This window comes from Catonella morbi ATCC 51271 (assembly GCF_000160035.2).
GTDB lineage: Bacteria > Bacillota > Clostridia > Lachnospirales > Lachnospiraceae > Catonella > Catonella morbi.
The window spans coordinates 77,654-91,130 of sequence record NZ_KI535369.1; the positions used below are offsets into that span (position 1 = coordinate 77,654).

Sequence of the window (13,477 nt, forward strand, 5' to 3'; positions counted from 1 at the left end):
AACTTCTTTAGGAGATTCGTATTTTTTCTTTTCTGTATGTATTTTAGGACGCAAAAACCCCTTGGCTTAATTTTTGAAAGCAACCTTTTTCTAAGCAGTCTTTTCTTCGGTTTTTCCTTCAAATTTCGTAAGCGCTTAAATTTTAGGCGTTGGTAGAAAAATATCCGGCTACTTTTCAGTAACCGGAGTACTTTGACAATTCACAGTGATTCCGGTAGCTACGGAAAGAAATAACCTTTCCGTAGCAGGGCCAATGAAGCTGTCTGTAGGAAGTTTTCATCTAACAATACCAAATGGAACAGATCCTCAGCTTCTGGCTCAAACGCTTCGCATTGTGAAGGAGTTGGAATGTTAGGGGATATCACAGCCGCCGATGAAATCTATATCGTAACAGGCAGAACGGATATGCGGAAATCCATTGACGGGCTGTGTGCTATTGTAGAGGATCAACTCCATATGGATCCAAGGCGAAGCACCCTGTATCTTTTCTGTGGAAAACGTTGTGACAGGATCAAAGCTTTGCTCTGGGAATCTGACGGATTTGTGCTGTTGTATAAACGTATGGAAGTCCAGGGCAGATTCCGCTTGTCCAGAAATCAGTTGGAAGTAAAGCAACTGACCTGGCAGCAATTCGACTGGCTCATGTCCGGTCTTGAAATCGAACAACCAAAAGCATTCAAACCTACGCAATGATCGTGTAAAACCTCTATGCCAGCCAACAAAAACGGGGAGCTTTCCACACCCTGTATCATGTCTGCAATCCCTTGTAAATACTGGGTGTTCCGCTTCTTTTTCATTGCTTTTTATGGTATAATTCCTAAGGAAAGTAATTCCTAAGGAAAGTATCAGATTCAGAGCAAAAAAACAGAACAGATTCTTCTGAAAGGTTAAATCTGCTCTGAATGTGATTCTTTCCAATTGTACCAAGTCGCGGGACTTTAGCTGCAAACTGTATGGGGATTGCTTTCTTTTTACAAAGCTCAAAAGCTGAAATCATGGCGGTCTGTAATACCAAACGTGGCATTTTCTGCTAATCTTTTGGATTTTTAGGTACACTTAACAGACCTCCAGGAAGCAGGCCTAAAAAAATATATAGTGAAACTGCAAATCAGGAAGGCGGTGCATAACACCTTCCAAGCTGTTTCATGGCAGGATGCCCACATTCCGGGCACATACATATATCAAAATTCCAAATGGCCTTTAAGAGTTCTGCCATTGTTAGCCCCGAGTAGCGCTGCTTAAAGCGGCGGCCATTCTGAAGCTTAAATATAACCTTCAGATTCTTTTGCTTCATACGGTTGTTAAGAAAACCATAGTACCGTATTTTTTGAAATCCGGAAGGCAGCACATGCATCAGGTAACGCCTGATAAACTCCATATGTGTAAGGGTAATACGGCGTTTGGGGTCTCCCGGTTTTCTCCCTCTGGCGGAGAAAGCCACCCCGTTTTCCGTAATACCAGGAATCCTGCTGTTTGATATGGCAATCTTGTGGGTATAGCGGCCGAGGTACTCAATTGCATTACCAAAACCGTTAAAGGTTTTCTTTATGTAGGGACACCATTCCTTTTCGTAGAGATTGTTTTTCCATTCTTTCCAGTTATAAGAATTGCGAAGCTTTTCACAGGAATGTGAAAACACAAGGGAGCCGCTCTCATAAAGGGAGGAAAGGTTTGCCATATACTTTCCTCTGAACTTGTCCCTGAGAACCCTTACAGGTATGAAGAAGCTTCCGGAGGACTTGCGGATTTTACCATCTTTTGTAAGCCCTCCACCGGATATGATGCAGTGCATGTGTACATGGTAGTTCATTTCCTGATTCCAGGTGTGGAGAATCTGGATAATTCCGGGTGTTGCCCCGAGCTGCTTCTTATCAGCAGACAATTCCAGAAGTGTCTCAGCGCAGCATCTGTGAAAAAGCCCATATAAAAGTTTCTGGTTACAGTAAATGAGCGGATTCAGTTCATGAGGAAGGGTAAATACCACATGGAAATAAGGTGCTTCAATTACTTCAGCCCTGCGTTTATCCACCCATATTTCCTTTAAAACAGCCTGGCAGTTTGGGCAGTTACGGTTACGGCAGGAATTATTATGAACCTCAGTGTGTCCGCAGTCCGAGCAACGGCTTAAGTTAAAACCGCGTTTTCCTGACTTACATTTCAGAATGGCATTAGCAGCTTTTATCTGTGTATCAGACTGGAAATACTTTCTTTCACAGTAGCCCTCATAGGCGAGTTCAAATATTTCCCGGATTCCGTAATCACTCATGGTACTCACCTGCAAGAGAGTCAAAAGGGCTTATGGCTTTGCGGAGGGCACCGGCGGACAGGTGGACATAGATTGTGGTGGAATTCAGGGATTTATGTCCCATAAGAGCTTTTATGGTAAGCAGGTCTGTTCCGTTTTCATACAAATGTGTGCCAAAGGCATGACGGTCATTTCTGCTTTTTGAATGGGCAATATGCAGTCTCATATTTTTACGTTCAACATCTTCGTAACGGAGACGGCATACTTAACCAATACGGAGACCGGAGGAATACATAAGCGTGGCCATAGTTCTCTGTTTTAAATCAGGGATGGTTGAAATGAACTGCCAGGTTTCTTCTTTTGAGGGAACAAAAGGAAGATACTCATTAAACCTGCGCATCGGCAGCTGAGTATCATCCCAGCTTTTGTGAAGTACGTACAGCGTAAAGAAATGCAGCTGTGAAATGGCACAGTTAATGGTGCGGTCAGAAAGAGTCCTGGATTTTTGTAACCAGCGTATATAATCACGGAGTTCACTCCATGAAACATCTTCCGGTGACTTATGAAGTATGTCCATAAGATAGTGCAGATAAGCTTTGATATATGTACAGAAGTTTGAAAGAGTATGGTCGGTAAGACCTCTGAGGGAAATCATTTCCCTGAAGTAATCTAAATATTTATCCATGATAAAATCTCCTTTGAAATGAAATAAAAGTAACGGTTACATTTCAAAAGAGGTGGTGGACGGCTGAAAAAACAAAATAAATAGTTGTTGAGATGATAAAAAAATGTTAAAATAAACATGGCGGTTGAGGGATTGTGTTTGTTTATGTGATAGTGGTATATCTCAATAATACAATATAATTTCAAAAACTGCCACTTTTATTGTGGGAAAGTAGAAAATTAATTATAATAAGGCTAGCTGTCGCATAAGCGACTTGGTACAATAAAATATAAACATTTTTAGATTTGCAGCAGTTGGTGATAGAGTATCTCAAGGAGGATGGACATATGGACTATTTATTCAAGTCGGTGCATAAGATTGATTATGATGCTGAAAGCTTTGTAGAGGTTGAGATGCAACCTAATTTTGATCACTTTGTAACAGAACTATTAACGAATATAAATGAGAATGTAGTAAATAGAGCCTATGAACCATCATCTCAATCAACGCAGGTTGTAACTGATATTAGAAATATATTTTCTTTTATTGAGATAGAAGACATTGAGCCGGAGGAAATGATGGATAGAGTCAAGGAATATGCAGATGATATAGCTCAAAGACTTTTCGATAAAGAAAAACTTAAACAAGAACAAATATATCGGATGGGTCAAAATGTAAAAAAAGGAAGCTTAATACAAGCAGCTATCAAGAATGGAGATAACTACGAGTATTTGTTGGCAAAGGTTGAACATTCTGCATTTGTTGATGATTCTGATTTTTCATTTAAATCGGGGTTTTCTAGTGAACAGAAGAAAATATGGAAAACATGTATTTTTAATTGCAGGATAGAGGATGAAGATATATCAATCGATGAAGCAAAAGTATATGTTAGTAATAGTGGGAAATACTGGGCTGATGATTTTTTGGAATTAAAAGAATTATCTACCGATGCCCAAAATACAAAGAGAGCATTTAGTGCAATTGATTCTCTTCTTTCAAGGGAAGTTAAGAAAAGTGCTCCTGGGGATTATACTGTGATAAGAAATACCTTTGTGGGATATATGAAGAGAGAACAACAATTAGACTATAATGAAATGATTTCGACAATTTTGGATGACTATCAAGCTGATAGTTTGTCACAGGATAGTTTAGATGAATTAAAGAATAAATTAATGGAATTGCCAGATAAAAGAAAATTTGACAGATCGTTTACAGTTGTACCAAAGGAGATAAGGGCGAAAGTAAGACAATTATATAAAGTTAATGATGGTATAGAGATTAAAGTAAACGATTTCGTGCAGGATATCAAACAAAAAATATCAGCAGAGGAAGATGTGGTAACTGGAACAAAATACATTCGAATAATGACTAATAATGAGGATGTTTATCAGCAATTTAGATAAGAGAAAAGGTGGAATGTTTTGGTGAGAAGTGTGATTGAAACAATAAAAGAAAAATTGAATGCTTCATCATTTGTAAAATATTCTGAAGAGGTAAGAATAGTAGATTTTGTTATAGAAATAGCTGATTCTACTTCTGTAAGTAAGAAAGTGCTTCGAGAATGTTTATTAAGTTTTCCTACGCGTGATGATGTTGAAATAACAATTACAAATGAAGCAGATGATGGTATTCAGATTTCTAAGAATACAGATCTCGATGCGTTGGATTGGGATATTTTTAATGGTGATGCAGTAACTATGACGTGGCATATCAATAAAAATATTTCTGAGCATAATGTAATTTCTGTTTATTGTTATGAAAAGTTTTGCGATGCGATTGCATCAAAGAATTTGCTCGATATAATGTTGATTTTTTCACATTTATTAATGGACAGAAAAAGCGTGCATTTTGAAGTTTTAGACCAAAATATTCATTTTATAACAAAATCTATTTCTTTCATGGGTAGCGATGACCATGACACCATAATAGATAGTGTAGATAGAAAAGAACTAATAACCTTGACAAGAGATAATTCGAATTTTAGAAATGGTTTAATGTATTCTTTGATACCAAATGATTTTTCTTTTCAAATTAGTGGTGCCAAGAATAGATTGGAAGAGTGTTTTTCTAAAATCGAAACACTTTTATCCATTTGTTATATTGCGAATGATTCAGAAATTTTAAATCAAGAAAAAATCGAAATAAAAATATCTGGGCAACGTAATATTGGAATGGAAATAAAAATTCAAGATATTAAGTATAATAGAGAAATTGTAAAAATTTATAATTGGATATATGAAGGAGGGAATACTATAGACAAAGCAATAATTGCAAGAAATATTATTAGTCTTCATTGTAAATATTCAAGTATATTGAATTTGGATGGAAAAACTTTTTCATCAATTCAGTCGAACTTTAATTTGTATCAAAAGGATAATGTTGATAGATACTTGAGTTTGAAAAATGAAGTGGGGAAAAGTGTGACAGAGATAATAGAAAAGACAAGCGAGTTGACATTTGATATTCCAAATGGAATGAAAAATAATATTTTGGCAGTATTTAGTTTTTTATTTACAGTTATTCTTGCGAATATTGTGTCGGATGCTCCATTAGACAATATATTTACTAGAGATATAACGGTTATATTTGAAGTTATTATATTTTTTTCAGTATTATTTTTATTTTTCAGCGTGTATGAAACAAATTATAAAATAGAACAAATGCAGTTAGGGTTTGAAAAGTTGAAAAAGAATTATGCTGATGTGTTTGATGAAGAAGAATTGAGAGATCTCTTGGAAGAGGATAGCTTTAAAAAGGATGTGATAAGAAAAGTAAAAAGACAACGTAATTGGTCAATTGTTGTCTGGGTAGTGCTGTTAATAGTTTTATTTGTAGTAGTTGAAATGATTAGCAGTTCTCCTACAATAGATTGGGTAATCAAAAGGATAATTACTGATTGGTCGCGGTGTAACATAGGTGATTTATAAAGTGGGAATCATAACCTTCCCCCCGCTTTAAGCGAGGATAGCGCAGCGGAGAGGCGCAGTACCATTTTTGGTAAAGGACGCAGGTTCGACTCCTGCACCTCGCCTTTACAATTAAATATTGCTATTGGTAAAGATGCCATTTGAGAAAACGAAATTTCTCAAAATTTTCCCATCACACCCTTGACACGAGGGGGTACAGGAAAAACTTATGCGTCTGCATTTGCAATGAAAAATGAACAACCCGGAAAAGCCTTATTTATTGTACACCGTGAACTTATAGCGAAACAGGCTAAAAGCAGTTATTTAAGAGTGTTTGGAAATTCAAAAAAGCTTGGTCTTCTGTCAGGAAGCTCAAAAGAATATGATGCTGATATTTTATTTGCAACAATGTCAACTATGGCAAAGGCAGACATAATGGATAAGTACCGTCCTGATGAGTTTGAATGGATTTGTATTGATGAAGTACATAGAGCGGGTGCTGAGAGTTATAGAAAAATAATGGATTATTTCAATCCTAAGTTTTGGTTTGGAATGACAGCTAGCCCGGAAAGAACGGACGGATTTGATATTTTCAAATTATTTGATCATAATATTGCCTACGAAATACGTTTACAACATGCACTAAAAGAAGACTTGCTTTGTCCATTCCACTATTTCGGTATAACAGATATTGAAATAGATGGTGAGCCAATTAATGATAATAGTGATGTGAGAGCATTTTCGCGTCTGGTTTCGGATATTAGGGTTGATCACATACTCAAGCAGTCAGAATACTATGGTTATAGTGGAGATAGGGTTAAAGGGCTTGTTTTTTGCAGTAATAAAGAAGAAGCAAAAGAACTCTCTAAAAAATTCAATCAAAGGGGATATTATACAGCGGTATTGACAGGTGAAAATACTGAAAAACAGAGAGAAAGCTGTATTGAATTGCTGGTAAAAGATATAAGTGATGATGAGATTGAGGAACATAATACTAATATAAAAAATAATATACCGGTGGAATGTACTCAGATGCCTTACTTAGATTATATCTTTACAATTGATATATTTAATGAAGGTGTGGATATTCCGGAGATAAATCAGGTGTTGATGTTAAGACCGACCGAATCGCCTATAGTCTTTGTTCAACAATTAGGCAGAGGGCTTAGAAAAGCTAATTATAAGGAGTATGTAGTGGTAATTGACTTTATTGGTAATTATCAAAATAACTATATGATACCAATTGCTTTGTCAGGGGACAAAAGTTACAATAAGGATTTTATAAGAAGATATCTCCTAGAAGGCACAAAGACTATACCGGGGGCTTCAACAATCAATTTTGATGAGATTTCCCTAAAGAGAATCCTAAAGTCTATTGATAGTGCAAGGACAAATGATGCAAAATTATTAAGAGACTCATTTGAACAATTAAAATTTAGACTTGGACGTATACCATCACTTTTGGACTTTAAGAGAAATGGATCTGTTAGTGTAAGTAAATTTTTTGATAAATTTGGCTCTTACTATGCATTTTTAGTGAAATATTATTCTGATGAGTATCAGGTAAAACTGAATTTGGAGGAGGAGACTATAGTTGAATTTCTTTCAAAAAAAGTAACAGGGATGAAGAGGATACACGAGTTAGCTTTACTAAAACAGCTAATAGCAAGAAATGAAAGAATTATCGCCTATTATAATGCATTTAAAAAGACTTTAAAAATAGACTATAATAAAGAACTACCTGCAGCAGTAGAGGAATCAATGGTTAGAAACCTGACGAATAAATTCCCTAAAGAAGAAGAACGTAAAAAGTACAAGAGTTGCATTTTAATACAGAAAAGTTTGGAAGGTTTCGAACTAAGTGAAAGCTTTAGAAAATTGTTAAATTCTAATTCAGATTTTTCTGATATGGTGAAAGAAATAATTGAATACGGAATTGAAAACTATGTTGAAAATTACTCGGACTCATATAAGGATACAGATTTTAATCTATATAAAAAGTATACTTATGAGGATGTATGCCGTTTGTTAAACTGGCAGAAAAATTTGAATGCTCAGAATATAGGAGGATACTTCTATGACTCTGATACAAAAACCTTGCCGGTATTTATAAATTATGATAAAGCAGAAGATGCTATAGCTTATGAGGATAGATTTGTCACAAGAGACAGTATGATTGCTTTGTCAAAACATCCAAGAACTGTAAATTCCAAAGATGCAGATCATTTTTATAAGAGGACTGAAGCTGACAAAGAAAACAGAATCTATCTTTTTGTAAGAAAAAATAAAGATGATAAAGAGTCTAAAGAGTTTTATTTCCTTGGTGAGATATATGCCGAAGGAAATCCAAAACCAATCATTATGGATAAAACGGGTGATAATGCGTTTGAAATAAATTACAAGTTGGATGTTCCGGTTAGAGATGATATATATGAATATATAGTTAGTGAGGTACAGTAATGAAAACAATCCGGGTAGTCGCAGCTGTAATAAAAACAATAGATGAAAAAGGAAATATACAATTTTTTGTAACCCAAAGAGGATATGGTGAATTTAAGGATAAATGGGAATTTCCGGGTGGAAAAATTGAAGATGGTGAGACAGCTGAAGAAGCATTAAAAAGAGAAATACTTGAAGAACTTGATATGAAAATTTCGGTAGGAGATAGGATTAAAACTGTGGAGTATGACTATCCTACATTTCATCTATCAATGGATTGCTTTATATGTGAAATTGAGGAAGGAACTCCCATCTTGAAGGAACACGAGGCGGCAAGATGGCTTGACAAATCCTCGTTAACATCAGTAGAATGGCTGCCTGCAGATATTGAGATTGTACAGATTTTACAGAGGTAATCAGAAAAGTGTCATTTTATACCCTAAAAAATATTGGAAAACGCACATAAAATAATAATCATTTAACTAATAACATAAGTTATAGGAGGCAGCTATGAAAAAACTCAAAACAAGAACTTTTTCGGGAACCACAAATGCAGCCCTTTCTGAGCGTGAGAAGCTTGGAATGGATATTGCAAGGGAGGCTGCGGCAGCAGGTATTGTTCTGTTAAAAAATGAGAATAATATTTTGCCGATTGCAAAAGGAAGTAAAATTGCACTTTATGGAATAGGTGCGGCCAATACCTTTAAGGGAGGCACAGGCTCCGGTGATGTCAATGAAAGACAGAGTGTGAGCATATTTGAAGGGCTGAAAAATGCAGGATATATCATCACAAATGAAGCTCAGGCTAAAGAGAGCGTGGAGTTTTATAAAAAGGCAAGAGAGGCTTGGAGGGATGACATACTGAAGAAATGCGAGGGTAAAGACGGGGCAGAATTTTTTATCATTTACTCGACAAATCCATTCTCAGTGCCTGAAAACAAGCAGTCCATTACAAAGACTGATACGGATACAGCTATTTATGTTGTCAGCCGTGTGGCCGGAGAAGGAGCTGACCGCCACAATAAAAAAGGTGACTTCCTGCTTACTGAAGCGGAGGAAAAGGAGCTTGATTCAATTTGCAGTCTGTATGAAAAGGTTGTGGTTGTGCTAAATACAGGAGGAGTTATGGATTTGTCTCCTCTTGATAAATATCCTAATATTTACGGCATTATCAATCTCGGACAGGCAGGTATGGAGGGAGGAAATGCCCTTTCAGACATAGTTTCGGGAGAGGTTAATCCGTCAGGTAAGCTTGCGGCAAGCTGGGCATTTAAGTACGAAGACTATCCAAATGCTTCCGAATTCTCACATAATAACGGCAATGTGAATCAGGAATACTATAATGAAGGAATTTATGTGGGTTACAGATATTTTGATAGTTTTAATATTCCTGTCCGCTACGGATTTGGCTTCGGACTTTCCTATACTGATTTTTCTGTAGAATTTGAGGGGATAAAGGAAGAAAAAGGTAAGGGTGTTATACTTGATGTAAGAGTGAAAAATACCGGTAAAGTAGCAGGACGTGAGGTAATTCAGGTCTATGTATCCTGCCCTGAAGGTAAATTAGAAAAAGAAAGAAGAAGGCTTGCAGCATTTAAAAAGACGGAATTACTTGCGGCAGGAGAAGAAAAAGATTACTCGCTGGCTATTCCGTTTGATGTGCTTACTTCTTATAATGAGGATGAGCCGGGATGGATGTTAGAGAAGGGACTTTATGGGTTCTATGTAGGAAATTCTCTGGGAAGCTCTGTTCTTAAAGCCATTATGGAACTTGACGCAGACGTAATTACTGAGAAGACAATGCACATTTGTAAGCCTGAGAAGCCTGTAGAAGAGTATAAGGTTAATTCTAAACTTGTAGAGGAGAGAAAGACAGAAATTAAAAAATTAGCCGAAACTCTGCCTGTAGTTAGGATAAAGGCAGAAAGCATAGCAGTAAAAGAGACAAAATACCTAAGTAATGAAGAACTTGCGGCAGCAGAGGAGATTGAACTTGTCAAATCTCTTTCTGAAGAACAGATTAAAAAGCTGGCGACAGGTGATCCGGGCAGAGCACAGGAAGAATCAGCCCTTGGTTCGGCGGGAATCAGTGTACCGGGCTCAGCGTCGGAAACTTCACATTGTGCTGAGAATAAGGGCATAGCCGGAATTGTACTTGCAGACGGTCCTGCCGGGCTCAGACTTAACAGATATTACTTTGTGCGTGATGGAAAGATGGTGCCAATGTCGTTTATGTTCAGTCTTGAGGGAGGTCTCCTTGTACCGGATGCCGATAAAACGGAAGGAGAACGCTTCTACCAGTACTGTACAGCTTTTCCGGTTGGTACGGTTTTAGCCCAGACCTGGGATGAAGAAGTGGTAAGAAAAGTAGGACAGCATGTAGCAAAGGAAATGGTTGAGTTCGGTGTTACGCTCTGGCTTGCACCGGGAATGAATATTCAGAGAAATCCATTATGTGGCAGAAATTTTGAGTATTATTCAGAGGATCCTTTTATAACCGGAAAGATTGCCGCTGCCATGACAGGTGGAGTACAGTCTGTAAAGGGTTGTGGCACTACTGTTAAGCATTTTGCCTGCAACAATAATGAAGATAACCGTATGGGATGTGACAGCATTCTATCAGAAAGAGCACTTCGTGAAATTTACCTGAAAGGTTTTGGGATTGCCATAAAAGAAGCGCAGCCAATGTCCATTATGACCTCTTACAACAAGATTAATGGAATTCATGCTGCCAATAACTATGATCTCTGCACAAATGTAGCCAGAAATGAGTTTGGATTTAAAGGAATGATAATGACAGACTGGACTACCACCCATAATGGGACTGATTGTACTGCGGCAGGCTGTATACGTGCAGGAAACGATGCTGTTATGCCGGGTTGCGAGGATGATCAGATAAATCTGACAGAAGAACTTGCCTCGGGTAAACTTCAGAAAACTGCTCTTGAAGCCTGCGTATCAAGGCTGGTAAGATGTGTACTGCAGTCAAATGAATATGAAGAAGCATAAAGAGAAAATTTAAGAAGGGGTTTTGCATTAGTAAACCCCTTCATTTTATTCTATGCCTTCACCACAGGTACCCAAAGTTCCATCTTGTAATCAGGGCTGTACATATCACCTTCGAAATAATACTCAAAATCAGGTTTTCCTGAGTGGATATAGCCATGTTCCGGGAAGAAAACTTCCATAACGTATTTCCAGCCGGCATGTATGCACTCCGGCACCTTTCCGGTTAATTTAACCACTGCATACTCGGCCTCGTCAACTTCTAAAACTTCTAGTCCCATAGCCTTAGCCTTTTCTACATCTGTAGTAATATATCCTGCCATATAGTTTATCCTGTCAGGGATTTTTACATCATGACAAATTCCTACACTTTCACCTGTGCCAAGTCTGGCCAGTTCTTCAGGGCTATATTTTTCATACAGCTTATTCCATACATTCGGGCAGAGTGATGAATTGATATCCTGTTCATTATACCCTGCTACCTTAAATGCCTGCTTCTTTTCAATTCTAATATCCATGCTTCTTCCTCCTTTTACGCTAAGCGCAAGCCAAATTCTGGAAACCAGCTTAAACGGCTTCCCTTCTTTTACTTCTGAGGGAGTAAAGCCATGGAATTTTTTGAAAGCAGCACCAAAAGCGTCAGGTGATTCGTATCCGTATTTCATTGCTATATCAATTATTTTTTCGTCTGTGTCCCGTAAGTCTACTGCTGCCTCAGTCAGCCTTCTGCTTCTTATGTATTCAGAAAGTGTGGTTTCTGTAAGCATAGAGAAAAGTCTGCTAAACATCGGATAAGAATAACCAGATAAGCTTGAAATCTTCTTCTCATCAATTTCGCCGTCAAGTACTGTTTCTATATAATTCACAGTATTATTAAATAATTTTATGATATTCACTTTAGCTCCCTCCTTCCGATTATCATTTTAGCGTTTTGGAAGATAGTTTACCCTAGAAATTGGGTACAGGAATAAACGGTATTCAACTAATCTTTCAAGATGTTCTATATTAGCTGTGTTATAAAACAGATATGTTTTTACCATTATTTATTTTAATATCTGAATCATATACTCTTATCCCGGCGATGTCAATCTGTGTCGGGAAAGAGATTTATTCGTTGATTAAAGCGGTATTTTATATCCTCAGGGATTAAGATAACAGGATGATGCTCAGAAATATATCCGGAATTTATTATTCAAAGTTTCCGATTAAAAATTTAATTTATGTGATATAATTATAGCTGAATCGGATAGGACAAAATTTGTAATGGTGCTGAAGGAGGAACAGATGAATATGTCTTCAAATGAAATTAAACTTGCTACTGTTTTCTTCTCACCTACGGGAACAACAAAAAAAGTCATTGATTATATTGCTGAGGGAATTGGCGGAGAAATAGTATGCTCCGCAGATTTAACCAAACAGGATAACAGAGAAAAACAACCGGATTTAGATTTTGAGGCTGTGGATCTGATAATCGTAGGAGCTCCGACATACGGTGGGTTTTTATATAAGGAATTCAGAAACTGTATTAAATGTTTGGACTTTAAGGGAAAATGTGTAATTGCGGTTACCTTGTACGGCAATGCATCAACAATCTTTGCTACCGGGGAAATGATATCAGTAATAAAAAAAAGGAACGGAAACCTGCTCGGATACGGTGAATTTGTCGGCGAGCATTCATACTCCCATAAAGAAATTCCGGTTGCGGAGGGCAGACCGAACGCTGATGATTTACAGACAGCAGTAAAATTCGGAAAGGCTGTAAGAAACAGATTGTTGAATACTGAGACTTCATATTCCGATAACAGATTAAGTGTATTTGATAAAATTATAAGCTTTATCGCAGAAATTAAACCTGTGCATACCGGCAAAAGAATATTCACTATTCCGCAGACAGATAAAGAAAAATGTATTAATTGCTCTAAATGCGTAAAAATCTGTCCTAAGAGCTGCATAAATCCGGATATGTCAACTGTCAAGGATGAATGCATAGTATGTATGGCCTGCGTTAAAATATGCCCGACAGGAGCCAGAACAGCCTATCCGAAAAACATAATAATTAAAGCGGGATTGAAACTTATAAATAAAAGAAAGCATAAATCAATGTTTGTATTACCAAAACCATAATGGCTCACACAGTTAATCCGACCACAGAACCTACAGACGACATATATATGAAAAAAGCGGGGAATTTATTGTGTCCGGACAAGTCACCGAGCC

At 37.1% G+C, this 13,477-nt stretch carries 11 protein-coding genes and 1 tRNA gene; 8 read left to right on the forward strand and 4 right to left on the reverse strand.

What is annotated here, in order from left to right:
* Positions 1 to 348: 348 nt before the first annotated feature.
* On the forward strand, positions 349 to 693 hold the full coding sequence (gene tnpB / locus GCWU000282_RS10940; RefSeq protein ID WP_023355194.1) for an IS66 family insertion sequence element accessory protein TnpB: 345 nt from the start codon (positions 349 to 351) through the stop codon (positions 691 to 693).
* Between the two features lie 415 nt (positions 694 to 1,108).
* Here the strand turns inward: tnpB and GCWU000282_RS10950 are convergent, their stop codons facing one another.
* Genes GCWU000282_RS10950 through GCWU000282_RS17130 form a run of 3 tightly spaced genes read right to left on the reverse strand, consistent with a single transcriptional unit; the run spans position 1,109 to position 2,930 of the window.
* Positions 1,109 to 2,266 carry an IS91 family transposase gene (locus GCWU000282_RS10950; RefSeq protein WP_023355196.1) on the reverse strand — a complete coding sequence of 386 codons (1,158 nt, stop codon included), beginning with the start codon at positions 2,264 to 2,266 and terminating at the stop codon, positions 1,109 to 1,111.
* A complete protein-coding gene (locus tag GCWU000282_RS17125; RefSeq protein ID WP_023355197.1) occupies positions 2,259 to 2,471 on the reverse strand; it encodes a tyrosine-type recombinase/integrase in 213 nt (70 codons plus the stop codon). Before GCWU000282_RS17125 ends, GCWU000282_RS10950 begins: the two co-directional genes overlap by 8 nt.
* A gap of 39 nt (positions 2,472 to 2,510) precedes the next feature.
* Entirely contained in the window at positions 2,511 to 2,930 is a 420-nt protein-coding gene (locus tag GCWU000282_RS17130; RefSeq protein WP_023355198.1) for a phage integrase N-terminal SAM-like domain-containing protein, read from the reverse strand.
* 326 nt (positions 2,931 to 3,256) lie between these two features.
* Here GCWU000282_RS17130 and GCWU000282_RS10960 point away from each other — a divergent pair, with 326 nt between their 5' ends.
* The 6 genes from GCWU000282_RS10960 to GCWU000282_RS10985 all read left to right on the forward strand — a co-directional run bounded on the left by GCWU000282_RS10960 (position 3,257) and on the right by GCWU000282_RS10985 (position 11,263).
* The gene (locus GCWU000282_RS10960; protein ID WP_035040591.1) at positions 3,257 to 4,312 is read left to right on the forward strand and encodes a hypothetical protein; all 1,056 of its coding nucleotides are present in this window, start codon (positions 3,257 to 3,259) and stop codon (positions 4,310 to 4,312) included.
* A 30-nt stretch (positions 4,313 to 4,342) separates the two neighbouring features.
* Positions 4,343 to 5,836: a hypothetical protein gene (locus GCWU000282_RS10965; protein WP_023355200.1), complete on the forward strand. Its 1,494-nt coding sequence runs from the start codon at positions 4,343 to 4,345 to the stop codon at positions 5,834 to 5,836.
* A 31-nt stretch (positions 5,837 to 5,867) separates the two neighbouring features.
* Positions 5,868 to 5,940 (forward strand) — tRNA-OTHER (locus tag GCWU000282_RS10970).
* 121 nt (positions 5,941 to 6,061) lie between these two features.
* A complete protein-coding gene (locus GCWU000282_RS10975) occupies positions 6,062 to 8,275 on the forward strand; it encodes a DUF3427 domain-containing protein (RefSeq protein WP_051384181.1) in 2,214 nt (737 codons plus the stop codon).
* The gene (locus GCWU000282_RS10980; protein ID WP_023355202.1) at positions 8,275 to 8,670 is read left to right on the forward strand and encodes a (deoxy)nucleoside triphosphate pyrophosphohydrolase; all 396 of its coding nucleotides are present in this window, start codon (positions 8,275 to 8,277) and stop codon (positions 8,668 to 8,670) included. Before GCWU000282_RS10975 ends, GCWU000282_RS10980 begins: the two co-directional genes overlap by 1 nt.
* Before the next feature lie 94 nt (positions 8,671 to 8,764).
* Entirely contained in the window at positions 8,765 to 11,263 is a 2,499-nt protein-coding gene (locus GCWU000282_RS10985) for a glycoside hydrolase family 3 protein (protein WP_023355203.1), read from the forward strand.
* A 50-nt stretch (positions 11,264 to 11,313) separates the two neighbouring features.
* Here the strand turns inward: GCWU000282_RS10985 and GCWU000282_RS10990 are convergent, their stop codons facing one another.
* Positions 11,314 to 12,156: an AraC family transcriptional regulator gene (locus GCWU000282_RS10990; protein WP_023355204.1), complete on the reverse strand. Its 843-nt coding sequence runs from the start codon at positions 12,154 to 12,156 to the stop codon at positions 11,314 to 11,316.
* Between the two features lie 388 nt (positions 12,157 to 12,544).
* On the opposite strand from GCWU000282_RS10990, the gene GCWU000282_RS10995 reads away from it, so the two are divergent.
* On the forward strand, positions 12,545 to 13,384 hold the full coding sequence (locus GCWU000282_RS10995) for an EFR1 family ferrodoxin (RefSeq protein ID WP_051384182.1): 840 nt from the start codon (positions 12,545 to 12,547) through the stop codon (positions 13,382 to 13,384).
* The last annotated feature ends 93 nt before the right edge of the window (positions 13,385 to 13,477 follow it).